Consider the following 25,754-nt stretch of genomic DNA (forward strand, 5'->3'; position numbering starts at 1 on the left):
TGCTATGCCCTTATTGTATGCGCTCTGGAAACGCTTACTCAATCTTTCCTAGTTCACGTTTTGGCAACTAACTTGGACAAGACCAAAAGAACCATCCGTATCAACGAATGGTTCTTCTGATTTATCGTCATCATGAGAAATTAATCGGTTGTTCGACCGTCTCGAGCTCTCTTTCAATGACTTTCCGGAATGTCCGGTTCAAAATCTGTTGAAGTTGATGAACATCCCCGTATTCAAATTGATGGGTTTGTTCATCATTTTCGATGATCGCACCACTGATTGAGCTGAGCAGTTGCAGCAGTTGATCCGTCGCTTCTTCTGGTGCCGCGAGTACTAAAATCCGTTCGACCGGTTGAATGAGCTGATCCATCCCCAAAAGATCGATTGATTGGTCCAGCTCATAGATGAAGAACCCTCCACGATGAATCGATTCGTCGCGACCATGAAATAAAGCCAACCGTGTCCCTGGAATACCGAGTCCTGACATCTCGTGCCGCCGTAACAATTGCGCCGATAATTGGACGGCCGACGAGGTTACGTTTTTTTCGACCAGTCCATTGCTGATTTCAAGCAGGATTTCTTCCAACCCTTCCGTTTGCGAAGCAATCGTTTCAATGGAAAACGCGTCACTTAATTGACGGGCCGTCTTGACCAATTCTTCTAATCGAACTAAATCCAGCCATCCCGATGACTCCTGACGGACGGGAGATTGGAACGATTTCGGTAGGGAAACAAGTAACTTCCGGATCCGATCGACTTCTTCTTTCGGCAGTAACGGATTGACGAGCAGATGCGGTTGACTAATGTCCGGCAACGGCACCGTCGATAACACAAAGTCATAATCCTTCAGCTGGAGACGTCCAATCCCAAAGAGAGACGAACTTTCGACTTGCTCGAGTTCTGTAAATTCCTGCCGTAACCGGTTCATCAGTAATTTCGACGATCCGAGTCCCGCCGAACAGACGACGAGCACACGGTAGGGTGTTTTCGGCAACGGTTTACTTAAAACGGCGCCAAAGTGCATCACCCAAAAGGCTAAGTCATAATCCGCAAACGTTTGATCGTTGAAGACGAATTCAGCGGCTTGTTTAACAGCGTCAAACAAACGCGGGTACTCCCGTTCGATCTGTTTAATGACATAAGACGGATTCACGATGTTTTGTTTCGTATACGACATGATGTGACTGACCAACCCATGTTCGAGTGCCCGGTCCTCCGTGAAACCTTCTCCGTACAATAAGGAGACCTGTTCGATCAGTCGTTTGACACGCAGACGAATAACCAGTTCTTCGCCGGTCTCCAGCTGATCTTGTTGAAAATTCCGTAACTCTTCAGAAATCCATTGCCGCTCGGCAATCGATAAGGGGTACGGCAAACGTTGCTGAAGCGTATCGACGTGATGCAAGACTTCAAGCGGATAGGCTTTTAATTCATAGACCATCGGAAACTGGTCCATCCGAATCGCTTGAACGGCTAAACTCAGCGCCGCCCGCATGAGTAGTCGATCACTGATATCCTGCTGTTTCGTCAAAGGAGCGATAACGGCATACGATTGGTTGATCGCTTCAATCCATTCCCGCTGCTGAATCTGAAGCAGCTGCGGCAGTTGATCGACATGACCTTGCAGGAACCGGTAAAAGGACAAGACATCCCATTGCGTAAAAATCAACGAGACCAGCAACCGCCGTTTGTTGATTTCGTCACCGATGACTTCTGCCCCTAACCCCTTTTTACGTTTTAATTCCAGTGCATACTGACAGAACCATTCATCAATCCGTTCTAAATCTTGACTGATTGTACTCGGTGCGATGTACATGGCATGTGCCAAAGCCTGGAGTTTGATCATTCCTTGTTCCTGCAAAAGGCGGTACGCGAGTTCAACTTGCCGGTCTTCCGCTGAGGGTAACTGACGATGGGATAATAATAGCGCTTCACGCAGTTCCCGTTTCTGTCCCTCATCCCCATTCAGCTGTAAACCGCGTCCCCTTACATAAACCAGTTCCAACTGAAACGGTGCTACGGTTTGTCCAAGCCGGTCTCGTTCCCGTTGAATCGTCCGTTCCGAAGTTTCCAATGCTTCCGCAATTTCCTGAATCTGAACCGGTTCTGATTTCGTCAGTAAATAAAACAAGATTTCCCGCTCACGGGCCGTAAAATCAGTCACGTTGCATCAACTCATTTCTAATGGTCTCAATTAAAACATCATAGGATGCCGTTGCCAACAAATGATCAATGGCAAATACCCGGCACGAGGACCTCACCGGAAGATTGGCAACGATTTGCCGGGGACCGACCAGAAAGCTGACATCCGCCGGAATTTCTTTGGCCCGGCACGTTTCAATCGTGACAGATAATCGCTCTTTTTGTAATCGATCCCGTAAGACTTTTGCCCCCATGACACTGCTAACTAAGCCCGAGTCGCAGACAAAGATAATGGTCGTCATATCCATCCTGTTCACCCCTTCCCTTTTATCCTATCTGAAAGCGCTTAAAAACGGGGCGATGACAAACCGATTTATTCGATTTCTTTTTTTAGTTTTGTCCAAAATTCCTGACAGATCAAAAAACGTCCGAATCTCCCGCCTGAGGAGGTTCGAACGTTTGTTGATGTCTAATCCGGGTCAACCGGTTTGTTTGTGCACGGTTAAAAGATGTTGTTCAACTTTTTCAGCGACTTCGCGTCCTTCGCGGATCGCCCAAACAATCAAGGACTGACCACGCCGGGCATCCCCCGCCGCAAAGACACCCGGTCGGTTGGTCGCGTACGCCAACGTTTTAATCTTACCGTTTTGGGTCGCGACCGGCAGATGCCGCAGAACATCCTGCTCGACGCCGCTGAAGCCGATGGCAATCAGCATTGTATCAACCGGGTAATATTTTTCGGTTCCGGGAAGCTTTTGAAACTCCACCCGTCCGTCGGCATGACGGATTTTGTCATTATAAACCGTCCAGACACCGGTCAATCGGCCGGCTTCATCCGTCGTATAACGCTCAATCGCAATCAAGTATTCCCGGGGATCGCGACCAAACTGCACGTGTGCTTCCTCATATCCGTAATCGAGAGTGAACAGGTTCGGTGTATCCGGCCACATATTGTCCGCTGTCCGTGTTGAACCCGGCATCTCATGTTTGCCGAACTGAACGACGGAGCGGCAGCCTTGCCGCAGTGCCGTCGCCACACAGTCGGCGCCCGTATCCCCGCCTCCGATGACAAGGACATCTTTCCCCCGTGTATCATGCAAGTCGATCAAAGATTGTCCGGTCAGGAGTTGCCGTGTCACACTCGTCAAATAGTCCATCGCGTATCCGACGCCCTGACCCGGTGCGTCCAGTATTTTGCGGGGCTCGGTTGCACCGACACAGAGAATGACGGCATCGTAATCGGTTTCCAGTTGATCGAGAGAGACATCGAGACCGATCGTGACACCGGTTTTAAATGTAATCCCTTCCGTCTCAAGCAACCGGACACGGCGGGCGACGATATCTTTGGAAAGCTTCATCGCCGGAATCCCGTACGTCAACAGTCCGCCAATTTGATCTTCCCGTTCAAAGACGGTCACATGATGTCCCGCTTGGTTCAATTGATCGGCTGCCGCTAAGCCCGCCGGACCTGAACCGACGATTGCAACCCGGTGCTGACTTCTGACTGACGGGATACGCGGTTGGACCCACCCATTCTCAAAACCGATGTCGATGATGGTCCGTTCAATCTGTTTAATCGTAACGGCCGGTTCATTGATGGATAGCGTACACGATCCTTCACATGGCGCCGGACAGACCCGGCCCGTGAATTCAGGAAAATTATTCGTTTCCTGCAACCGTTCAAGGGCTTCCTGAAAATTCCCCTGTTCGACCAGCACGTTCCACTCGGGAATCAAGTTGTAGACCGGACAACCGATTTTGACTTGTCCATACGTCTCACCGACATGGCAAAACGGTGTCCCGCAATCCATACAACGGCTAGCCTGTTCCGAAGCCTCCGCTTCAGAAAAACGTTCTTTATACTCGTTAAAATCACCAATCCGTTCACTGCTGTCACGTTCCTTGCCTGACTGGCGGGGAACGTTCATGAATTGATCCCGTCTCTTCATTGTTTCCCTCCTGTTCCGCGTCCGATATGCGTTTCAAATGCCAGCAACATCGCTTCTTCCGTATTGTGTCCCTGTTGCGCATATCCCGCCATCAAAGTCGTCACCGCTTGATACGTCGACGGTATGACACGAATGAATGAGCTGAGGACATGATCCCAGTTTGCTAAAATTGCATGCCCTTGTTCACTGTTCGTCCGGGCGACATGCCGCTCGATAAACGTTTTTAAGCGGGTTGCCTCTTCCGGGTCGGAAACGGCTCCTGTTACGACAAGCTCCCGGTTGATCCGGGCCTCAAAACGGGTGACGTCTTTTGGCAGGACGTACGCGACACCGCCGGACATTCCGGCGGCAAAGTTCAGTCCGACATCACCTAAAATAACAACACTTCCGCCCGTCATATACTCGAGACCGTGGTTGCCGATCCCTTCGACGACTGCCGTCGCTCCGCTGTTCCGGACAGCAAATCGTTCCCCGGCCTGACCGTTGACGTAAAGCTCTCCACTCGTTGCCCCGTACAGTGCCACGTTCCCGATGATGACCTGATCCGAGGAGACGAAACTGGATTTGGCCTGCGGGCGCACGGCGATGACGCCGCCGGATAATCCTTTGCCGACATAATCGTTGGCATCTCCCGACACATTTAACGTCATGCCACGCGGGATATAGGCACCAAGACTTTGACCGGCTGAACCCGTCAGATTGAGCGTTAACCGATCCGTTGGAAGCCCCATCGCTCCATACAGCCGTGTCAAACGTGATCCGGTATTCGTTCCGATTGCCCGGTCCGTATTTGTGACCGGTAAGGTAAAGGTTTGTTGTTCCGTAAACGATTGATCCGTGACGAGCGTTTCCAGTTCACGCCCGTCAAAGGAAGCTGAGACGTGATGCTCCTGGTACTGCCGGTTTTCAGCTGAATATCCCGGCATGACGAACAGACGGGATAAATCGAGACTGGCTGCTTTCCAATGCGTCTTTAACCGGTCCGATGTTTGCAACAGATCCGTCCGACCGACTAAATCGGCTAAACGTCTCACACCGAGTTGCGCTAAATATTCGCGGACTTCTTCGGCGACAAATTCCATGAAGTGAACAACATGATCCGCTGACCCTGTAAATTTCTCACGAAGCTTCGGATCTTGTGTTGCAACGCCGACCGGACATGTATCGAGATGGCAGGCCCGCATCATAATGCAACCGACGGCAATTAACGGTGCCGTTGCAAAACCGTATTCATTGGCACCGAGCATCGCAGCGATGACGACATCACGTCCCGTCAATAACTTTCCGTCCGTTTCCAGAATGACACGGTCCCGTAATCCGTTTAAGGCCAGCGTTTGATGGGTTTCGGCCAAGCCCAGTTCCCACGGTAATCCCGTATGCTGAATGCTGGTCTTCGGTGAAGCACCGGTTCCCCCGTCATGACCGCTGATAACGATGACATCGGCCAGTCCTTTGGCGACGCCGGCAGCAATCGTTCCGACACCGCCTTTTGCGACCAGTTTGACACTGATCCGCGCCCGGTCATTCGCACGTTTCAAGTCATGAATCAACTGCGCCAAATCTTCGATTGAATAAATATCATGGTGCGGCGGAGGTGAAATCAATCCAACACCCGGTGTCGAGGCACGGACACGGGCAATCCAAGGATAGACTTTTTCACCCGGCAGCTGCCCGCCTTCTCCCGGCTTCGCCCCTTGCGCCACCTTAATTTGCAGTTCGTCGGCATGAACGAGGTAATCACTCGTGACACCGAATCGTCCGGACGCAATCTGTTTGATCCGGCTCATCCGGGAATCCCCGTTTTCATCTAACTGGTACCGTTCCTCTTCTTCGCCGCCCTCACCGCTGTTACTTTTACCGCCGAGCCGGTTCATCGCGATGGCTAACGTCTCGTGCGCTTCTTTCGACAACGAGCCGTAAGACATCGCTCCCGTCTTGAAATACTTGACGATTTCACTGACAGGCTCCACTTCGGCAAGCGGAATTGGGGTTGTTTCCCGGAAAGACATCAGGTGACGTAAAAACGTCGCCGGTTCTTCCTGGATCCGCGAGGAATAGGTTTTAAACAAATCATACCGTCCGGTCCGGCAGGCATGTTGCAACAGATGAATCGTCGCCGGGTTAAAGGCGTGGTGTTCCCCGTCATGGCGATAGCGGAAAACGCTGCCGGACTCAAGCCGTGTCCGCTTGACTCCTTCTTCATGCTGGCGAAGAGCCTCTTGTTCAATCAATGACAGCGTCAACCCGTCGAGTTGCGAGACGGTTCCCGTGAAGTACCGGTCGATGACTTCTTCGGAAATACCGACAGCCTCAAAAATTTGAGCCCCCCGATAACTGAAGACCGTCGAAATGCCCATTTTCGACATGACCTTGACCACACCTTCCGTTACCGCGGACCGGTATCGTTCGGCGTAATCGGCCATTGTCTCGGCAACCGCGTCCTGAAGCGTCGCATAGACGAGGTAAGGATGCACAGCATCGGCTCCGTATCCGACTAAGGCGGCAAAATGATGGACTTCCCGGACTTCTCCGCCTTCGATGATCAAGCTGACTTTCGTTCGTAACCCTTCCCGAATCAAATGATGATGAACGGCACTCGTGACAAGGAGAATCGGCATCGGGACTGCTCCCGGCCGAACATTCCGATCGGAGAGAATCAACAGTTCACAGCCTCCCCGGACGGCATGGACAGCTTGCTCGAGTAACGCTTCGAGTGCTTCCTCCAGCTGACCGTCAAACACTGTCGAAAGTGTTTTGTGGACGAGTTTCGTCTGTTTGAGCGCCGCGGCTTCCGCTGGCGTGAGGACCGGCGATGTCAGTCGGATCCGGCGGCAATTCTGCCGATTCGGCGTCAGCAATTCCCCTTGCTGACCAAGCCAGGTCATAGTCGACGTGACAATTTGTTCCCGCAATGCATCGATCGGCGGATTCGTCACTTGTGCGAATAATTGTTTAAAATACCGGAATAAGGATTGCGGCCGCTCACTGAGGACAGCAAGCGGGATATCTATTCCCATCGCCCCTAACGGATCTTTTTTCTCTTCCACGAGCGGAATCAAATACTGATCGATGTCTTCCCGTGTATAACCAAACAACCGTTGTAACGTTCCGAGGTTCGAGACCGGCTCCGTTTTTACATCTGTCGGTAAGGCAATCATCTCTTCCGCCAACCACTCGGCATACGGATGACGCATCGCGAGTTCACGCTTGACCTCTTCATCCGAAATCAATTGACCGGATGCAAAATCAAGGAGCAACAGTTCTCCCGGAACAAGACGTTTCTTAAACAAAATATCGTGTTCCGCAATCGGTAAGACACCGGATTCCGACGATAACATGAAGTGCCCGTCCCGCATCATCATATAGCGTGCCGGTCGCAGACCGTTCCGGTCGAGTGTCGCACCGATCTGTTTGCCGTTTGTAAAGACGATTGCTGACGGACCATCCCACGGTTCCATCATGCTGCTGTGATATTCATAATAGGCCCGTTTTGCCGGTCGGACCTCCTCATGTTCAAACGGTTCCGGGACGAGCATCAAGGCGGTTTCCGCCAACGTTAATCCGGATAAATACAAAAACTCGAATGCATTATCAAGCATCGATGAATCGCTGCCCGATTCATCCAGAAGCGGCAGGACATCTTTTGCCCGACGCCCGTAAGTCGTCTTAGCCAAACCGGTTTCCCGGCTCCGCATCGCCCGGACGTTTCCTTGCAGTGTATTGATTTCACCGTTATGGATTAAATAGCGGTTGGGATGGGCACGTTTCCAGCTCGGAAACGTGTTCGTACTGAATCTCGAGTGAACGATCGCAAAGCCGGACTGATACCGTTCATCCTGTAAATCATCAAAATACAAACCAAGCTGATCGGTTGTCACAAGTCCTTTGTAAACAATCGTTTCGCTTGAGCTGCTTAAGACGTATTGTTCAATTCCAAGCTGCTCCGCTTCCCGTTCAAATAAGCGGCGAATCAGAAACAATGCCCGTTCGAACGCCAGTCCTTCCACTTTGTTTGCTTCAATGAAGCATTGCCGGATAACAGGTTCCGTTTGACGGGCTTTTTCTCCAATCACGGTGTTCGTGACCGGGACCGTCCGCCATTCGATCAAACGTTGTCCTTCTGATAGGATGATTGATTCCAAAGCCCGTTCCAACCGTTGACGCAACCGGTCTTCCCGCGGTAAAAACATCATCATGACCCCGTAGTCCCCACTGCGCGGCAGATGGACATTTCGCAAGGCTTGACGGAAGAGACGATCTGGTATTTGCGTGAGAATGCCGGCTCCGTCGCCGGTTTTCGCATCACTTCCTTGTCCTCCCCGATGTTCCATCTGACACAACATCTTCAAGGCGTTTTGAACGATTTCATGACTGGCTCGTCCCGTCCGATGAGCATAAACCCCGATTCCACACGCATCGTGTTCTTGTCTCGGATCATAAAGTCCTTGCCGCTGCGGCATTTGATGAAATGACATGTTACCACGCTCCTAACCGTTCTAAATTTTCTGTATATTCTGTTAAAATATACTTTACACTCTTTTATGTTTATTCGCTACCATGTATATTTCCAAAATTTGAGTTCTCCCATCCCTTGATAGACCGTCTCATCATGATGATAACGCTTACATATAGATGAATAATTTTTTTGAATAAAATATTTTTTAAGATGATATTCATTTTTGCCGTAATTCCTTTTTCCGTGGTATTTTTAAATAGAAAATAAATTATCAGTGCTTGTTTGGAAAAGGAGAATATTAAAATGAAAAACTCTGTAAAATGGACGGGTCTCTTGATTGCAGGAACCGCCCTGGTCCTTAGTGCATGTGGTCAGGAAGAAAAACAAATGACCGCATACGATAAAATTAAAAAAGAAGGAACCTTGACCGTTGCAACAGCAGGTACCCTTTATCCGACCTCTTTCCATGAAGAAAAAAGTAACAAATTGACCGGATTTGATGTTGAAGTCGTTAAAGAAATCGCAAAACGTCTTGATTTAAAAGTCGCGTTTAAAGAAATGTCTTTTGACGGAATGCTGACAAGCGTGAACACCGGTCAAGTGGATTTAGCGGCCAACGATATTACGATTACGGAAGAACGCAAAGGAAAGTTTGCCTTCTCTAAACCTTACAAATATACGTACGGGACAGCGATTGTTCGTAAAAGTGATTTATCCGGCATCAAATCCCTCGGCGATTTAAAAGGGAAAAAAGCAGCTGGAGAAGCGACGACAACGTACATGCAAGTGGCTAAGAAATACGGTGCCAAGGAAGTCACATATGATAATGCAACGAATGATCAATATTTACGTGATGTCTCCAACGGACGGACGGATGTCATCTTAAACGATTATTATCTCCAGAGCCTTGCCGTCGACTTCTTTAAAGATTTCGACATCACGATTCATCCTGATATTGCCTACAATCCAAGCCAAGTCGGACTCATCATGGATTTAGACAACAAAGAGTTACAGTCGAACATCAATGCTGAAATCGACGAAATGAAAAAAGACGGCACACTCGCTAAACTGTCCAAGACTTTTTATGCCAACAAAGACGTCTCGAAAATGCCTGACATCAAAACGACGCTCGTCGACGTGAATTGAACAGTTTCTCTGAGATTGAATGGCGGTCTGTCTTTAACCCGGAATTAGCAAGAGAAGCGTTTCCCTACATCTTAGGAGGGCTCGGTCATACGCTTTGGATTTCGGTACTCAGCATGTTGATTGGTCTTGGACTCGGCTTGTTGCTTGCTTTGGCACGTTTATCCGCATCACGTCTGTTACGGACAGTCGCCACTCTCTACATCTCCTTCATGCGCGGTGTACCGATTCTCGTCTTATTATTCATGTTTTACTTTGGTTTGCCTGTCATTAACATTCAGCTCGATGCCTTAACCGCTGCCATTGCCGGTTTCAGTCTGAACAGTGCTGCTTATATGGCTGAAATCATTCGTTCGTCACTTTTGTCCGTTGATCATGGGCAACGAGAAGCGGCACAATCGCTCGGGCTTTCCAGATACCGTGTGTTCGTCGGCATTATCTTGCCGCAGGCCGTCCGCCTGGCAATCCCCCCGTTATCAAATGTCCTTCTTGATTTGGTAAAAGCCTCTTCGCTCGCTGCCATGATTACGGTGCCTGAGATTTTTCAACGGGCTAAAATCGTCGGCGGACGGGAGTTTGACTACATGACGGTTTACTTTGTCATCGCCTTCATCTACTGGGGCATCTGCGCGGTCATTGCTGCCGGACAAGAACTGTTGGAACGTCATTTCGCCCGCTATCTGTAACACAAAAAAAGCTCAACCATTCTCACAAACGTCATATGACGACAGTGAAAATCGTTGAGCTTTTTTATTATGCTTGTTTGTCGAGTAAGGGTTCGACGGATAATGCTTCTAGCGGTTTATAGAATAAATAACCTTGCAGGGTTTGACACCCGAATTGCGTTAAGAGTTCCGCTTCTGCCATCGATTCAATGCCTTCTGCGACAATCGTCATCTTCAAACGGTTTCCCAATTGAACGATCATTTCGACGATTGCCCGTTTTTCCTCCGAGTCGATTGCGGCCTGGACGATTTCTTTCGGAATTTTCAACTGATCAAAGGGCAGCTCGACAAGTGTCTGCATCGACGAGAATCCTGTTCCGAAATCATCCAGTGCAATCCGAATCCCGTGAAGGTGCAAGGCATTTAATGTCTCAATGATTTGTTCCGTTCCTTCGACAAAGATATGTTCCGTCATTTCTATTTCCAATAAGTAAGGCGGAAAACCGGTCGTTTGTAAAATATCCAATACTTTTTCAGTGAAGTCTTCTTGCCGCAACTGCCAAGGCGAGACATTAACGGCAATCGTGATTGGTTTTCGTCCTTGTTCTAACCACTGCTGTCCTTGCAGACAAGCTTTACGCATTACCCATCCTCCAAGTGTCTCGATGAATCGTGTCCGTTCTGCCAATGGAATAAATTCCAGTGGCGAAATTTGTCCATACTTCGGATGATTCCACCGGACTAAAGCTTCCGCGCCCGTGATGTGATGACTGTTTGAGCTGACCTGCGGCTGGAACAAAACAAAGAAATCACGATCAAGGTCGGCATCATACAGATCACGCGTCAAGTGCATCGCCCGTTTCCGTTCTTTTTGAGTGACTTGATCTGTAATGGCGAATGTATTTTTTCGATTTGATTTTGCCGTAAACAATGCAATCTCGGCATCATTGATGACATGATCAATCGATTCTCCATTGACGAATGACACTCCGATACTTGCGGTTACATTGATTTGTTTGAAATCAATCTGAACACGCTCAGCGATGCTAGCTAAGATTTCATCGCACAACTGATCCGGTTGCGAGGATGTCGCGTGTAATAAAAAAGCGCTTCCACTTGCTTTGGCGACGATACAACCGGAAAAACGTGTCATCAACCGTTTTCCGATGATGTGCAACGTCCGGTCTCCTATTCGGTAACCGAACGCATCATTGACTGTCTTGAAATCATCCAAATCAATCAGACAGATGATATCTCCCGTGACGGCTTTTTTCTCCGTTTCAATCACAAAAAAAGACCGATTCGCTAGTTCCGTGACCGAATCGAAAAAAGCTTGTTCCTTCAGTCGAGCTAAGTAGTCGATATTTCGTTCCAGCCGTGAAACATACTGTCTATGAATCAACAGGCTGATGAGTGTGGCAATAAGAATCAGTCCGATTCGTGCAATATGATCCGTTGAACTGAATGTTGACGATCCTGTCGGTGCATTTAACCAGACGTACAGTAAGGACAGAACACTGATACCCGTCGCATACAGTAACATCGTCCGGTTGATGACGACCAGCGACGTCAAGACAAACAACAACGAGGCTGCCCATACCGTCTGTGCTCCATTATCGATATAGGGATAGTAGATGAAAGGGATCAATAAGAAGACGCTCGACATCACATGCGGTTTCCAGCGCTCGGTCAGATTACTTTTTCCAACTAAATATTGAATCCCACCGACGATAAAAATTAAAAGTGCCCGCCATCCGTCTGACCACCCTAATCCGGTTTGACTGATACTACTTGAAAAAATATACAGAGCGGCGCCACAACTGGTCAGTACAAAAATAATCATTCCAAACAGCTGATAGTTTGCGTTTAATTCGCGATGATAGTGAAGATTTGTCGATGAAGGACGGGTATTCGCCTTCATATCATCCCCTCTTTCCCTTCAATTCATTCTTTCCTTTTCCTTATCAAGTTGGAATTAAAACCTAAATCCTCCATCAATTTGCATTTCATTCCTCACGTCTAAAGAAGTCTTCAATCGGGTAATTGACTAATAAAGATTGAAAGGAGTGTTAAGTCATGAGCCGTCTTTTATTTATCGAAGCCAATGACAGTACCCATCAAAAGAAAGGAATCAGCTCGCATATGAATGAAGCTTTTCTTTCGAGCTACCGGACACATCATCCGGAAGACGAAATCGTTGTTCTCAATTTATTTGAGGAACGGTTGCCGTTTTTTGATTTACGTCTCGCATCCGCTGCTGCTAAACTGTTTCGCGGGGAATCGGTAGATCCCGATGACGATGTTCCGCTCGGAAAATTACAAGAATACCTGACCGGATTTCTCGACTCGGACAAAATTGTCTTCTCTTTCCCGATGTGGAACCTGACCGTCCCGGCCCCCCTTCATAACTATATGGACTATCTGGCGCAAGCAGGTCAGACATTCCGTTATACCGCAGAAGGATCGATCGGATTGGTGAAAGGAAAACAAGTGTTGTTACTGCATTCACGCGGCGGTGACTATTCGACGGCCGATAAAGCGGACTCCGAACATGCCGTTCGTTACATGCTCGATATACTCCGTTTCTTCGGCATTGAAGATGTTCAGACCATCATTTTGGAAGGACACCAACAATATCCGGACCGTGCGGATGAACTCATCAAAAAAGCCCTCTCCGCATGTGAGAAGGCTGGGGAAACATTTTAAAATGTAAACAGTAGAAATCGTTCTTTTCCTTTAAGAACGATTTCTTCATAGGTATGCAGATGAAAGGCACGAAACAACGCATATGAAATTGTATAATCCCGTTGTGCCGATGAACTGTCATCACCCAGCATCACTTCATGATAATAACCACGTTGATAATAAAAATGAGCGATGAAAGAAGCATCATTCAAAGATAAACTGTAGCTTAGTGCTTTTTCTGTAATTTTTAAGCCGGCTTTATATTTTTTTTCATAGGTCAACAATTGAGAATGATTGTAATAAATCTTAATCAATTGTTTTTTTAATTCTTCCGTGTCGTACGTCAGTTCTTCCAACTCTTCGTAAACTTTTTCCGCCAAGTGATACTGCTCATTCTCTACGTGCAGATTTGAGATAGCCATCTTGATCCGAATGAACATTTTAGGTGATTCGTACCAGATATCTTCTTGATCCGTCAGTCGTGATAATAATGCTGAAGCAGTACGGTAATCAATTTTCTCCGTCTTTACCTCTAACAGAATCGTAAAGTACGCTTTCAACAGCCGGATTTCATTGTGATGACTCGCATCAGTTCGTAATAATTCTTGTCTCATCTCTTGATATTTCTTCTCACGAAACAGACTGGATAAATGATTATCGGCTTCCCGAAATGCGTCACTCTCCAATTGGTCCCGAAATAATAAAGAAAGTGGTACACGCAATCGTTTCGCAATTTGTTGCAATAAGTCAATCGTTGGCGAATTGCGCCCATTTTCAATTTTACTGATCTCTGCCTGGCTACATATCCCGTCGCATAATTCTTTTTGTGTCATTTTCTTTTCTTTACGAATCCGTTTGATTTCATTTCCAATCATATGAGGTAATGATTTCATCATAATTTACCTTTCCATCTCTTCCGGCTATTGTCGCATAACAGTTCTTTAGTTTGATTTTAATGAAAAATACATCGTATCTGATAAATGATCTTCTAAAATGGTTGCGAATGAAGTATTTTCGGTTGCCAAGAAGATACCATAGGCAAGTGTATAGGCCTCCTGAATCCGCTCTGAAGGACTGTTTAACTGCTCTAATGCGTATCCCTGCTGATAGTAAAAGTGTCCCAAAAAACTTGTGTCCTTCAACTGATTACTTTCATTAATAGCTGCCTCTGTTTCTTTTAAAATCAGAGAAAATTCCTTTTGTTTGATCAAGTTCCGGATGTAGTTGTATACAATTTTTAATTTTACTTTCTTGTATTCGATCGTATCATATTCAATCTCAAACAGTAGGGAGTAAATAGAATCCGCATGGCGGTACTCGCCGTAATTCGTATATAAAATCGCAATCGACATTTGAATTCTTAAATACAGCAGGAATGACTCTTCAATCAAATTTTCCTCTGCTGAAATGTTCAAAAGTTGTGAGATACACGTTCGATAATCGATGATGCTCGTTTGTTCTTCAATAATCAATTTATGATAACGCAATAAAATGATGATCTCTTTGTCCATTTCTTCCGTCAGATACCGATCAATGCGTTTAAATATTTCAGCATATTGATTCAGACGTGTGAGATGGATTATTTCTTGATCGCGTACTCGAAAATTTGTTTTTTTCTCTTCATTGATAAAAAAGGAAGAGACCGGAATATGAAATCGTTCTGCAATTTGTTGCAACAGATCAACCGTGGGTGAGTTGCGGCCATTCTCGATTTTACTGATTTCTGCCTGACTGCAAATTCCCTGACACAGTTCGGATTGTGTCCAATTCCGCTCTTGCCGGATCCGTTTGATTTCGTTACCAATCGAAACATTTAATTGATTCATGGATGTCTCCTTCACAATCTGTTCCTGTTCTGGAAAAAAAACAGGCCTCCCGTTCAAGTGATTGACTTGTGACGGAAGACCTGTTTATTTTGATGCTTCCGGCGAGAATCGAACTCGCACTGCAGCATTACCATTGCTGAGGTCTGCCATTAACCTACGGAAGCCTGTTTTTTCTAATATTAGTATAACGTAAGCCAATATGAAATTCAACATTTTCACAAATATAGAAAAAAAGCGGTTAGAGGAAAACTTTCCCCTAACCGTTTTAACGATTCATTAAAGGACTGTTTTAGTTAATGAGTTATCAAAAACAATCAACACAGAATAATGTTCATCCGCTTTCGATGCGACGAATGTCGAGAATTTGAGTGTGATGATTGAATTTGAACCGACACCGTTTTCCTCAAAGAATTGGTTAAGTCGTTCTTCGAGTTCTTCTGGTGATCGTCCTACTAACACTTTTGAATGTAACATAAAATCCACCCCGTCCTTTTTTTTGTGTACGATATTGAGTTTTCCCATGCGCTCATTTTTTAAAACCTCTATTTTTCCAGCTTGCCGAAATAAGAGGCATTCGGTACTGTGAAGTTATGGTAACTTTTTTATAGAAAGGACTGATCAGAATGAAGGAGCATATGTTCGATGAAATTTTGAAAAAAAGACAAACCGGTTCCGTCAAATGGGATGGTTTGAAACAGTTGTTCGGATCGGATGAACTGATTCCGATGTGGGTTGCGGATATGGATGTCCGTCCTGCCGACTCCATTACGAAAGCCTTGACTAGACGGGCCGCAAGCGGCAATTTCGGATATTCCTTGTTCGAAGAAGAAGCAAAACACGCGATTCAACATTGGTTTGAAAAACGTTACAATCAATCGATTGATCCGGCGACGATTCTTTATTCAAACGGTGTTGTGCCCGCCCTCGCGCACAGTGTATTGGCCTTGACCGAAGAAAACGACGAAATCATCATCCAGACTCCGGTCTATCCGCCTTTCCATCATGTCATTGAAGCAAACGGACGACGTTTAATTGAAAATCCGCTCCGCTTGCAAAATGATCGGTATGAAATCGACTTTTCCATGTTGGAACAACAAATGAAAACCGCCCGCATGCTAATTTTATGTAATCCGCATAATCCGACCGGCCGTGTATTCCATTACGATGAATTGCAACGGTTAGTTGCACTCGCTAAACAATACGGCGTCTATGTGTTATCGGATGAAATCCACGCTGACCTGCTGTTTTCCGAAGCGACTCATCACCCGATCATTGCCTTTGATTATGATCAGGTGATATTAGTCAGTGCCCCTTCTAAAACATTTAATATCCCGGGGCTGTATGCGTCATATCTGATTGTACCGAATGCCGACTTGCGGCTCAAAATCGAGCAGGTACAACAGGCGAATTTTGTCCATCCGAATGCTTTTGCAGCAACAGCTATCATTGCTGCTTATACTGATCCCGACAGTGAAGCGTGGTTACGGGAGTTGCTGCTTTATCTTGAGGAAAACCGAAATCATGCCGTCGAGCGAATTCAAACAGAAATGCCACGTCTCACTGTCGTTGTACCGGACGCGACCTTCCTGCTTTGGATCGACTGCCGTGCACTTCCGTTTGATTCAAAAGAACGGGCGGACTGGTTAGTGGAACAGGCTGGTCTCGCCTTGACGCACGGACAACCATTCGGAAAAAATGCTTCAGCCTTTGAGCGATTGAACTTCGGATGCCCGCGCAGTCAATTGGACGAGGCACTCAATCGTCTTCGAACGGCTTATGAAGCGATTGTCTTTACGGATTAAGAGTGATGAAACCCGCGATTCAAGTAACTTTCACGTTACTTGAATCGTTTTTTTGTGCAAATAAACTTTTAATCATACCGTTTTTAATAACGTTATAGATTTCAGTGGTTTTTCTTTCGTGTTACGTTCACAAGACAAAATTCAGAAAATTTAAACTTCAACAGGGACGAAAACCGTCCCAATCCCTTGATAGACGAGGGCTGACGCCGCTTTTAACGACATTGTGAAGACTTGCTTTGTTGTTTTAGACCTTGTAACGTGGGGAACAAATCGATTGTGCTTATTTTGACGAAGAGATGAACAGCGCAAAAAAAGTTTAAATTGGAGGATTTATTGTTATGACGCAAGAATGGATTTCTATCAGCTTGTATCTGGTCATGATGCTTGCTATCGGCTACATTGCCTACAAGCGAACGACAAACACGGAAGATTATATGTTAGGTGGTCGGGACTTAGGACCCGGTGTCACAGCTCTATCCGCCGGAGCATCCGACATGAGTGGTTGGATGTTGATGGGATTACCCGGTGCCATGTATGCTACTGGCGTATCTGCTTTATGGCTTGCTTTAGGATTACTGATTGGATGTTACGTGAACTACCTGATTTTAGCGCCGCGTTTTCGTCTCTACACGGAAATGGCGAACGACTCGATTACGATTCCCGACTTCTTGGAAAATCGTTTCAAAGATACATCACGTGTCTTACGGACGGTTTCAGCAGTCGTCATTATCGTTTTCTTCACGTTCTACACATCAGCTGGTATTGTATCCGGCGGAAAGTTATTCCAAAGCTCATTCGGCTTTGATTATCATTATGGTATGCTCTTGACGATTGCGGTCGTTGTCGCCTACACATTGTTTGGCGGTTTTCTCGCAGTCAGTTGGACCGACTTCGTCCAGGGTTGTATCATGTTCATCGCGCTTGTCCTTGTACCGATTGTCGCGTTGACAGATGTAGGCGGGATTGACGGAGCCTACAGCTATGCTGAAAACTTAGACCCTACTTTGTTTGACCCATTAAAAGGAACGACATTCCTCGGAATCATCGGATTCCTCGCATGGGGACTTGGTTACTTCGGACAACCGCACATCATTGTTCGTTTTATGGCCATTCGTTCAGTTAAAGATTTGAAAAACGCACGTCGTATCGGAATCAGTTGGATGTTTGTCTCAATCATCGGTGCCATGATGACAGGACTTGTCGGGATCGCTTATTTTGAAGGACAAGGCAACGGGCTTGGTGATCCGGAGACAGTCTTTATCCGCTTCTCTGACGTTCTGTTCCACCCGTATATCACAGGGTTCCTGATGGCAGCAATTCTTGCTGCGATCATGTCGACGATTTCGTCCCAGTTACTCGTCACATCAAGTGCCTTAACAGAAGATTTTTATAAAACGTTCTTAAACAAAAAAGCGACGGATAAACAGTTAGTCTTAACAGGACGCATTGCTGTCCTAGTCATCGCTGTCATCGGTTCCGTATTAGCCTGGAACCCGTCAGCTACGATTTTATCACTCGTCGGTTATGCATGGGCCGGTTTTGGTTCGGCCTTTGGTCCAATCATCCTGCTTTCGCTCTATTGGAAACGGATGACGAAACAAGGAGCACTTGCCGGTATGTTATCCGGTGCTATTACGGTTATTGCCTGGGTCCAGCTCGGACTCAGTGATACATTATACGAAATGGTACCTGGTTTCTTTACTAGCTTACTCTTTACTGTCGTTGTCAGCCTCTTGACGAAGCAACCGGTTGAATCGGTTCAAGATACATTTGACGATATGGAAGAAGAATTAAAAGAAGCCATCGAATAATTTGAAGCAACAGATAAAACCCCTTTGAGTCTGACTCAGAGGGGTTTGTTGCCGTCATAATTCAAGAACACCATAGTGCAGCTTGGACGACTTTCGTTTTGTACGCTCAAATCCGTACCGTTCAAAGAGATCACTCTCAAAATGAGCTTTTAAGACGATTCTTTGTCGCGCGACACGCTTCGCTTCAGCTAACACGTGTTCTGTCAACGGTTCATAGTTTGCCAATTGCCGCAATCCGTCTAGATGTGTTGATTCCGAAACCGTTTTTTCAAACATAGGATCAAAATAAATCACATCCACCGACTTACTCGCGCATTGTTTAAGATATGTGGAGTGTTCCGTCAGTTGAACGTTAATCCGACGCATCGCCTCAACGATTGGCGAATATCCTTCAATCCACTGCTGTAATCCTTCCCGGACGATCAGTGCCGTGACCGGATTACTCTCTATACCGGTGACTTGACCTGACCGGCCGACCGCATGACTCATGACAATTGCGTCTGCTCCTAAACCTAACGTACAATCAAGCACTGTCATCCCCTCTTGCAATCGGGCAATCGCAATCAAGGGGTCGTGACCGTCGCGGTCGAATTGTTTGATCCGAAAAACCGCACTGGACGGATGAAAGAAAAAGGAACTGTCCGTTCCTGCCGGATAGTACTCCAACCGGTTTTTATCCACGACAAGAACGGGCAGCTGATGTTGCTCGTGAAGTGCCAGCAGACTCAGTTTTTTTCGTTCTACGACAGCAAAGTCGATATTTTGTTCTGTTTCAAAAAGTTGTTGCCGTCTGATCTTCATATCTTCTGTCGGTCTTAAGCATGTCGTCAAGATCACTTTTTGTTTATCCAATCCGTTTCACTCCCAGAAAAAAATAAGCTAGCCTGCGCCAGCTTATTTCTTTTTCTTCAATAACCCTTCGATGTCTTCGATGAGTGCTTTTTTAGAAATCAAATCTTCTTGTTTTTCTTGTTCGACTTTAGCATCGACAGTCGTCCGTTGTAATAATGCCTGCAACGTCTCGTCAATACTTGATTTCAAATGATCGCGATCTTCTTTATTCAAGGCAAGATCGTGACGGACTTCGTCACCTTGTTCGTCAAGTTGGCGTAACCGCTCCGTCAATTGTTTCGCTTCCCGATTCAAATCAGAATATAAGCGTTCGATTTGTTCTAAGCGTAATTTGATTCCATCGCGTTCTGTGAACACATTTTCCAACCCCTTCCAGCATACAGATGTCTACATCATTACTTTACCATATTCATCACGAAATGAAACAATCACAATCCGTTTACAACTTGCTTTTTCCCTCTTCCCGTTTCCTTACACGTGCGTGATTCCTTCCGGCTATCTTTTGCAATTTGTTTCCTCAAGTCGCTATAATAAATGAGCAGAGTGAAATGCGATCAGAGGAGGACACCGTCATGGATTTAAAACGTCGAACACTACGTCATGTAGATCAGACTGAATTCGAACATTTTTTAAAGTACGGCGAACAGGCTTACGGATTATCTCGTCAGGAAATTCAAGGATACGATCATGAGCTAGGAACCGAACGGGCCTTCGATTCTGTTGAACACAGTTATGCCGAAGACTTCTACTTTGATATTCTCGTCGACGAACAGCTGGTCGGTCGCGTACTCTTATTAAAGATGGGGCATTATTTCCAACTTGATTTGATGGTATTCGATCCGTACAGTAGACAAGGTTTTGGAACAAAGGCGGTGCAGCAAGCACTCGAGCAGTCGAACGTACTGGCTCTTTACGAAGTGCGTGCCCGTATCCTGCCGACCTCTCCCCATCAAGAGATCGCTTCTAAGATTTTGAAGACGAACGGATTCGTCAAACAGGATGATTACTTCAGCAAGGGTCGCCGTAAACGTTATTCCCTGCAACGCCCTTGAAATTCGACCGACGCAATCAGGCGTCGGTTTTTTTTGACATCAAACTAAAAACAGCGTAAAATTTTGGTTTGTATGATTCAGAAAGGAGTTCTCACATGAACGAATGGTTATGGTTTCCTTCCATCTTAATTACGATGGGATTATTATTACTCAGTTATCGTCTGTTTGGCAAAACCGGTCTGATGATGTGGATTGCCATCGCAACGATCATTGCCAATATCCAAGTCACACAACAAGTCGAACTTTATTCTTATATTTTCACATTAGGTAACGTCGTATACGGAAGCTGTTACTTGGCGACCGACATCTTAAATGAAAAGTACGGGAAGAAAGTCGCGCGTCAAGGCGTTTATATGGGCTTTTTCTCATTGATTACGACAACGTTATTGATGCAATACAGTTTACTGTATACGCCGCTTAATGACACACTCGCAAAAGACATGTCAAATTCATTGAATCTTCTATTCGGGTTGCTTCCTTGGATTGCGCTCGGCAGCCTGTCCGCCTACCTTGTCTCACAATTGTTTGATGTTTTTATCTATTCAAAAATCCGTCAGAAGACGGGTGAAAAGAAACTTTGGTTACGTACAACCGGTTCGACTGTCCTCAGTCAATTGATTGATACATTAACGTTTTGTGCAATCGCCTTTCACAGCTTACCATTTGATATCTGGTGGCAGATTTTCATCACCACTTATCTCGCTAAATTCGTCATTGCCTGGGTCGCGACTCCTTTCATGTATATTGCCAAACGGATTCATCCGACGGCTCCTTCGAAAGATTTGGCCGCATAATGCAATCACCTTCCTGATTTTCAACATTTCGCTAGAAGATTGTTCTCTTTTAACGGATAATGGAAGTCAGGAGGTGTTCATTTGAAAATCAAACGCAATGAATCGTTCCGGTATCAGTTTGATCAACCGGTTTCCGGTGAATTCTATCTTGTCAAAGAGGGACGGCGGACACCGGTCGGATCGATGAAAATTCATAATCTCTCCCCGAGTGGCATGGCGATTGCAACACCGCTGAAACTGCCGATTGATCGTTCGATGTCAATCGTCGTTGAATTTTCTCTTTTACCCGGTCTCGAACCTTTGAAGCTGAACGGACGGATCTTACATGAAAAATGGTTTGATGACCAGCGTTTGTACGGTATCCGGCTCGAAACGACGAAAGAGGATCAACAACAGATTATCGATACGATCAAACAATTCGTCAAAACGACGTCTTGAATGACTCGTGTTTTACTTAGAACAAGAAGGATACGTTCTTTTTTTGAGAAGAAACGGACTTCAACAATTAAAAATAAGGGTGACGGATATCATGTCCGCCACCCTTATTTTTAATTGTTTTTCTGATTTTATCGTGTCGTCCGATAGACGATTGCTTCATACGGTCGAAGGACCAACTCTTCTTTTGATCCTGCCGGTGATTCATTGTAATTTCCAATAACCGGATCAGAAGTATCGTGAGACAGTGGAACTGTTACTTCTTCCTGACTGAATGAGCAGTAAATGTACCATGTTTCATTTTCATACGTTCTTGTGTACGCATAGATGTCCGTTTCCTCTTCTAAAATCAAGGCATATTCACCATATACGATTACATCGTGCTGATGACGTAACGCAATCAGCTGTTTGTAATAATAGAAGATGGAATCCGGATTGGCCAAAGCCTGTTCAACATTAATGGTCGGATAGTTCGGATTAACTTTTAACCAGGGTGTACCCGTCGTAAATCCAGCATGCTCCGTCGCATCCCATTGAATTGGTGTCCGGGCATTGTCCCGTCCCTTCACATGGACAGCACGTAATAACTCTGCCGGTGAAGCCCCTTGTTCGGTCCGTTCTTTCCACATATTACGGATTTCGATATCCTCATAGTCCTCAATCGATTCAAAGGCCACGTTCGTCATGCCGATTTCTTCCCCTTGATAAATGTAGGGAGTTCCTTTTAACAAGTGCAGCAGGGTCGCTAACATTTTAGCGGATTCGACGCGATACGCCGTATCATTTCCGAATCGGCTGACAACGCGTGGCTGGTCGTGATTATTCCAGTACAGCGAGTTCCACCCTTTTTCGTGTAAGGCGACTTGCCATTTCGTAAAGTTTTCTTTCAGTTTCTGAAGATCAAAGGGTTTTACATCCCATTTCCCACCCGGACCGGAATCCAAGTCCATATGTTCAAACGTAAAGACCATGTTGACTTCTTTGCGTTCCGGATCTGTATAAAGAATGGCGTCGTCAGTCGTCGCCCCCGGCATTTCACCAACCGTCAAGACATCATAATTACCGAAAGAAGCATCATTCATTTCTTTTAAAAACTCATGAATTCTTGGTCCGTTAATATAATGTTGTCCGCCGTCCCCGTATAGAGCACCGGGAGGAACCGTCGCATCCGGAAGACCGGGTGTCTTCGAGATTAAGTTGATGACGTCCATCCGGAAGCCGTCGATCCCGCGATCCAACCAGCGCGTAATCATTTGATAGACTTCTTGACGCAACTTTTCGTTTTCCCAGTTCAGATCAGGTTGCTTTTTAGAAAACAGGTGCAAGTAATATTCGTTTGTCGTCTCATCCAGTTCCCAAGCCGGTCCGGAAAAAATCGAGCCCCAGTTGTTCGGGAGCGTCCCGTCTTCATTGGCGCTTCTCCAAATGTAATAGTCCCGGTATGGATTGTCCTTGCTCTTTCGTGACTCTGCAAACCAGGCGTGCTCGTCCGACGAGTGGTTGACGACCAGATCCATCACGATTTTAATCCCTCGCTCATGCGCCTGATCGAGCAGACGATCAAAGTCCGCCATCGTCCCGAATTCGTTCATGATGGCTTCATAATCCCGAATATCATATCCGTTGTCGTCATTTGGTGAGTCATAGACCGGACTCAGCCAGATGACATCAATTCCAAGTTCTTTTAAGTAATCCAGTTTTTCGATGATGCCAACGAGATCCCCGATCCCATCTCCGTTTGAATCATTGAAACTCCGCGGATAAATTTGATAGACCACACTGTCATGCCACCATTTACGTTCCATGTGATTGATCGACTCCTCTTGTGAACAATTTGCGCAATCGATTGCGCATTTAATAAAAGCGCTTCCATTTATTTCATCGTTAGCGTATCACGAATCTTGTAATCAGGACAAGAAGATTCCCTTGTACGGAATCAGGTATACTGGACCTAGCGTTTCACGTTTGAATTTTTCCGTTTGAGGAAAATGATTTAAGAGAGGAGGCGTACCAACATGTATCGTCGTTATTTATTATTTCTTGTCTGGGCTGTCGCCATCATCTTTATACTGTTGTTCGGGAATAACAGAGTTTTCCCGTCCGGTTTTCTCCTGTCCTTTTTACGATTCGACCAAAGCCAATTTGATACGTCTGCACTCAGTTTATTTACATTACTCGGGATCTATCCTGCAGCCTTTTTCATGCTCTTCTTGGATGAAAAACGCTTCTTGAAACCTTCACCGATGTTGGCCAGTTTCGGCGCATTCGCATTAGGTTCTTTTATCCTGATGCCGTATCTCGCCCTGGCAATTCCCCGTCAAACGTTTTTACCGTTTCGGCGCCGGAAGTTCATCCCTTATGTCGTCGCCGTGTTAGCCGTTCTGTCGGCAATCATCATCTGGTTGGCTTTGGCACGTTCTGACTGGAGCATTTTCGGAGTTTATTTTATGACAAATCAATTCGTTCGGACGATGACCGTCGATTTGGTGATGTTTTATATTTTACAGTTGTTTATGTTACACCGTATTCGGGCGCGCGAGAATACTCGGCTCGGTTGGCGGGACCTCGTGCCGTTGTTCGGACTGTTCAGTTATCTGTTCCGACGTCATCTTCCGACTTCCTCCAACGGTTGATTCGACCGAACGGATTCGGCTACAATAGGAAGATAGCTTTCATAGGGGGACATTATTCATGAAACAGTATCATCAACTTTGTCAGGAAATTTTAACGAACGGCGTAAAAAAAGAAGATCGGACGGGAACCGGAACCATCAGTATTTTTGGTCATCAAATGCGGTTCCCGTTACAGGATGGTTTTCCGATGGTAACGACAAAAAAGTTACATATGAAATCGATCATTCATGAATTAATCTGGTTTATCTCCGGTGAAACGAACATCTCTTATTTACAAGAGAACGGTGTCCGCATTTGGAACGAGTGGGCGGACGAAGACGGTAATCTCGGACCGGTTTACGGTGCCCAGTGGCGTTCTTTCCCAAAACCGGATGGAACGACCGTCGATCAATTAGCAGATGTGATTGAACAGATCAAAGTCAATCCGGACTCCCGTCGTTTGATTGTCAGTGCCTGGAATCCCGGACAACTGGAGGAGATGGCCTTACCGCCTTGCCATCTGTTGTTCCAGTTTTACGTAGCAGACGGAAAACTGTCTTGTCAGCTCTATCAGCGGTCGGCGGACGTCTTCCTCGGAGTCCCGTTCAATATTGCTTCCTATGCTTTGTTGACGCACATGATTGCTCATGTCTGTAAACTTGAAGTCGGCGATTTTGTTCATACTTTAGGAGATGCCCATATTTATTCAAACCATCTGGATCAAGTGAATCTCCAGTTGAGCCGGAATCCGAAACCTTTGCCGACGATTCGATTTGCCCGTGAAGTCGAGCGCATTGAAGACTTTACGTTTGACGATATCATCATCGAAGGCTATGACCCTGATCCGCACATTAAAGGAGTCGTCGCCGTATGATTTCGCATATCGTTGCCTATACAAAAAACCGGGTCATTGGACGGGATAACGAAATGCCTTGGCACTTGCCGGCTGATTTAGCCCATTTCAAGAAAACAACTTACGGTAAACCGGTCATCATGGGTCGAAAAACCTTCCTGTCAATCGGACGGCCATTACCGGGACGCGAGAATATCGTCGTCACACGTGATCCGGACTTTCATGCGGAAGGCATCACCATTTGGCATGACTTAGACAGACTGGCGGACTACGTGGAGTCGGACGAGGAAGTCTTTTTAATTGGCGGCGGCGAATTGTTCCAGCAGACCTTGCCTCTTATCGAGCGGATTTATGCGACGGAAATCGATGCCTACATCGAAGGGGATGTTTACTATCCCATTCTTCCCGATCATTTCGTTTGTTCCTCCGAGACATACCACCCTGTGGATACGCAACATGCAGAAGCTTTTACGATTAAGCAATTTGATCGTGTTCCTGAATAAACATCATTCGATTGACGTTTCAAGCAAAAAGCATCCCGACTTCCAAGAAGTCATGGGCTAACCTAAAATTTTGAGACAATATAAAACACCTTCGGAGTGGTACACTTTTAAAAAGTACTAGCATCGGAGGTGTTTTTGCATGGGCAAAAACGTATATTCAAGCGAAGTGAAATG

Annotated in this window: 22 protein-coding genes and 1 tRNA gene; 11 read left to right on the forward strand and 12 right to left on the reverse strand. The window is 46.1% G+C overall.

The annotated features are described in order from the left end of the window. Positions 1-130: 130 nt before the first annotated feature. The 4 genes from R7V76_RS10875 to gltB all read right to left on the reverse strand — a co-directional run bounded on the left by R7V76_RS10875 (position 131) and on the right by gltB (position 8,566). Entirely contained in the window at positions 131-2,164 is a 2,034-nt protein-coding gene (locus R7V76_RS10875; protein ID WP_318092507.1) for a BglG family transcription antiterminator, read from the reverse strand. Beyond that, positions 2,157-2,450, reverse strand: a complete 294-nt coding sequence (locus tag R7V76_RS10880; protein ID WP_290828595.1) for a hypothetical protein — start codon at positions 2,448-2,450, stop codon at positions 2,157-2,159. Before R7V76_RS10880 ends, R7V76_RS10875 begins: the two co-directional genes overlap by 8 nt. Before the next feature lie 171 nt (positions 2,451-2,621). After that, positions 2,622-4,091 carry a glutamate synthase subunit beta gene (locus R7V76_RS10885; RefSeq protein ID WP_318092508.1) on the reverse strand — a complete coding sequence of 490 codons (1,470 nt, stop codon included), beginning with the start codon at positions 4,089-4,091 and terminating at the stop codon, positions 2,622-2,624. Next, complete coding sequence (gene gltB, locus R7V76_RS10890; RefSeq protein ID WP_318092509.1) at positions 4,088-8,566, reverse strand: glutamate synthase large subunit; 4,479 nt, start codon at positions 8,564-8,566, stop codon at positions 4,088-4,090. Before gltB ends, R7V76_RS10885 begins: the two co-directional genes overlap by 4 nt. A 284-nt stretch (positions 8,567-8,850) precedes the next feature. Here gltB and R7V76_RS10895 point away from each other — a divergent pair, with 284 nt between their 5' ends. After that, positions 8,851-9,693, forward strand: coding sequence for a transporter substrate-binding domain-containing protein (locus R7V76_RS10895; protein WP_318092510.1), 843 nt, complete (start codon positions 8,851-8,853; stop codon positions 9,691-9,693). Continuing rightward, positions 9,690-10,376: an amino acid ABC transporter permease gene (locus R7V76_RS10900; RefSeq protein ID WP_318092511.1), complete on the forward strand. Its 687-nt coding sequence runs from the start codon at positions 9,690-9,692 to the stop codon at positions 10,374-10,376. The genes R7V76_RS10895 and R7V76_RS10900 overlap by 4 nt, the downstream gene beginning before the upstream one ends. A 67-nt stretch (positions 10,377-10,443) precedes the next feature. Here R7V76_RS10900 and R7V76_RS10905 read toward each other — a convergent pair whose 3' ends face one another. Further along, positions 10,444-12,276: a putative bifunctional diguanylate cyclase/phosphodiesterase gene (locus R7V76_RS10905; protein WP_318092512.1), complete on the reverse strand. Its 1,833-nt coding sequence runs from the start codon at positions 12,274-12,276 to the stop codon at positions 10,444-10,446. A gap of 155 nt (positions 12,277-12,431) precedes the next feature. Between R7V76_RS10905 and R7V76_RS10910 the strand changes: the two genes are divergently transcribed. After that, entirely contained in the window at positions 12,432-13,061 is a 630-nt protein-coding gene (locus R7V76_RS10910) for an FMN-dependent NADH-azoreductase (protein ID WP_318092513.1), read from the forward strand. Here the strand turns inward: R7V76_RS10910 and R7V76_RS10915 are convergent. From R7V76_RS10915 to R7V76_RS10930, 4 genes are all read right to left on the reverse strand, one after another. Then, a complete protein-coding gene (locus R7V76_RS10915) occupies positions 13,058-13,933 on the reverse strand; it encodes a helix-turn-helix domain-containing protein (protein ID WP_318092514.1) in 876 nt (291 codons plus the stop codon). The two genes, R7V76_RS10910 and R7V76_RS10915, sit on opposite strands and share 4 nt — an antisense overlap. Before the next feature lie 48 nt (positions 13,934-13,981). Then, positions 13,982-14,866, reverse strand: coding sequence for a helix-turn-helix domain-containing protein (locus R7V76_RS10920; protein ID WP_318092515.1), 885 nt, complete (start codon positions 14,864-14,866; stop codon positions 13,982-13,984). A 93-nt stretch (positions 14,867-14,959) separates the two neighbouring features. Further along, positions 14,960-15,030 (reverse strand) — tRNA-Thr (locus R7V76_RS10925). A 112-nt stretch (positions 15,031-15,142) separates the two neighbouring features. Continuing rightward, positions 15,143-15,340: a hypothetical protein gene (locus R7V76_RS10930; RefSeq protein ID WP_012370601.1), complete on the reverse strand. Its 198-nt coding sequence runs from the start codon at positions 15,338-15,340 to the stop codon at positions 15,143-15,145. A gap of 161 nt (positions 15,341-15,501) precedes the next feature. On the opposite strand from R7V76_RS10930, the gene R7V76_RS10935 reads away from it, so the two are divergent. Next, complete coding sequence (locus R7V76_RS10935) at positions 15,502-16,668, forward strand: MalY/PatB family protein (protein WP_318092516.1); 1,167 nt, start codon at positions 15,502-15,504, stop codon at positions 16,666-16,668. A gap of 338 nt (positions 16,669-17,006) precedes the next feature. Next, on the forward strand, positions 17,007-18,479 hold the full coding sequence (gene putP, locus R7V76_RS10940; RefSeq protein WP_318092517.1) for a sodium/proline symporter PutP: 1,473 nt from the start codon (positions 17,007-17,009) through the stop codon (positions 18,477-18,479). A gap of 54 nt (positions 18,480-18,533) precedes the next feature. On the opposite strand, the gene R7V76_RS10945 is transcribed toward putP, so the two are convergent. Next, entirely contained in the window at positions 18,534-19,316 is a 783-nt protein-coding gene (locus R7V76_RS10945) for a class I SAM-dependent methyltransferase (RefSeq protein ID WP_440137046.1), read from the reverse strand. Positions 19,317-19,373: 57 nt separating this feature from the next. Next, on the reverse strand, positions 19,374-19,688 hold the full coding sequence (locus R7V76_RS10950; protein ID WP_012370605.1) for a hypothetical protein: 315 nt from the start codon (positions 19,686-19,688) through the stop codon (positions 19,374-19,376). Between the two features lie 215 nt (positions 19,689-19,903). Here R7V76_RS10950 and R7V76_RS10955 point away from each other — a divergent pair, with 215 nt between their 5' ends. The 3 genes from R7V76_RS10955 (at position 19,904) to R7V76_RS10965 (ending at position 21,615) form a co-directional block, all read left to right on the forward strand. Beyond that, positions 19,904-20,383, forward strand: a complete 480-nt coding sequence (locus tag R7V76_RS10955) for a GNAT family N-acetyltransferase (RefSeq protein WP_290828610.1) — start codon at positions 19,904-19,906, stop codon at positions 20,381-20,383. 95 nt (positions 20,384-20,478) lie between these two features. Continuing rightward, entirely contained in the window at positions 20,479-21,177 is a 699-nt protein-coding gene (locus tag R7V76_RS10960) for a queuosine precursor transporter (RefSeq protein WP_290828612.1), read from the forward strand. A gap of 81 nt (positions 21,178-21,258) precedes the next feature. Further along, positions 21,259-21,615 (forward strand): PilZ domain-containing protein, encoded by a 357-nt coding sequence (locus R7V76_RS10965; RefSeq protein ID WP_318092519.1) that lies wholly within the window; start codon positions 21,259-21,261, stop codon positions 21,613-21,615. 128 nt (positions 21,616-21,743) lie between these two features. On the opposite strand, the gene R7V76_RS10970 is transcribed toward R7V76_RS10965, so the two are convergent. Continuing rightward, entirely contained in the window at positions 21,744-23,417 is a 1,674-nt protein-coding gene (locus R7V76_RS10970; protein WP_318092520.1) for a glycoside hydrolase family 13 protein, read from the reverse strand. A gap of 210 nt (positions 23,418-23,627) precedes the next feature. On the opposite strand from R7V76_RS10970, the gene R7V76_RS10975 reads away from it, so the two are divergent. From R7V76_RS10975 to R7V76_RS10985, 3 genes are read left to right on the forward strand one after another with little or no spacing between them, the layout of a single operon-like run. Next, the gene (locus R7V76_RS10975) at positions 23,628-24,245 is read left to right on the forward strand and encodes a hypothetical protein (protein ID WP_318092521.1); all 618 of its coding nucleotides are present in this window, start codon (positions 23,628-23,630) and stop codon (positions 24,243-24,245) included. Positions 24,246-24,303: 58 nt separating this feature from the next. Beyond that, positions 24,304-25,098, forward strand: coding sequence for a thymidylate synthase (locus tag R7V76_RS10980; protein WP_290828620.1), 795 nt, complete (start codon positions 24,304-24,306; stop codon positions 25,096-25,098). Then, positions 25,095-25,580 carry a dihydrofolate reductase gene (locus R7V76_RS10985; RefSeq protein ID WP_318092522.1) on the forward strand — a complete coding sequence of 162 codons (486 nt, stop codon included), beginning with the start codon at positions 25,095-25,097 and terminating at the stop codon, positions 25,578-25,580. Before R7V76_RS10980 ends, R7V76_RS10985 begins: the two co-directional genes overlap by 4 nt. Positions 25,581-25,754 lie beyond the last annotated feature (174 nt).

Origin of the sequence: Exiguobacterium artemiae (assembly GCF_033342815.1) — a bacterium.
Classification (GTDB): domain Bacteria; phylum Bacillota; class Bacilli; order Exiguobacteriales; family Exiguobacteriaceae; genus Exiguobacterium_A; species Exiguobacterium_A artemiae_A.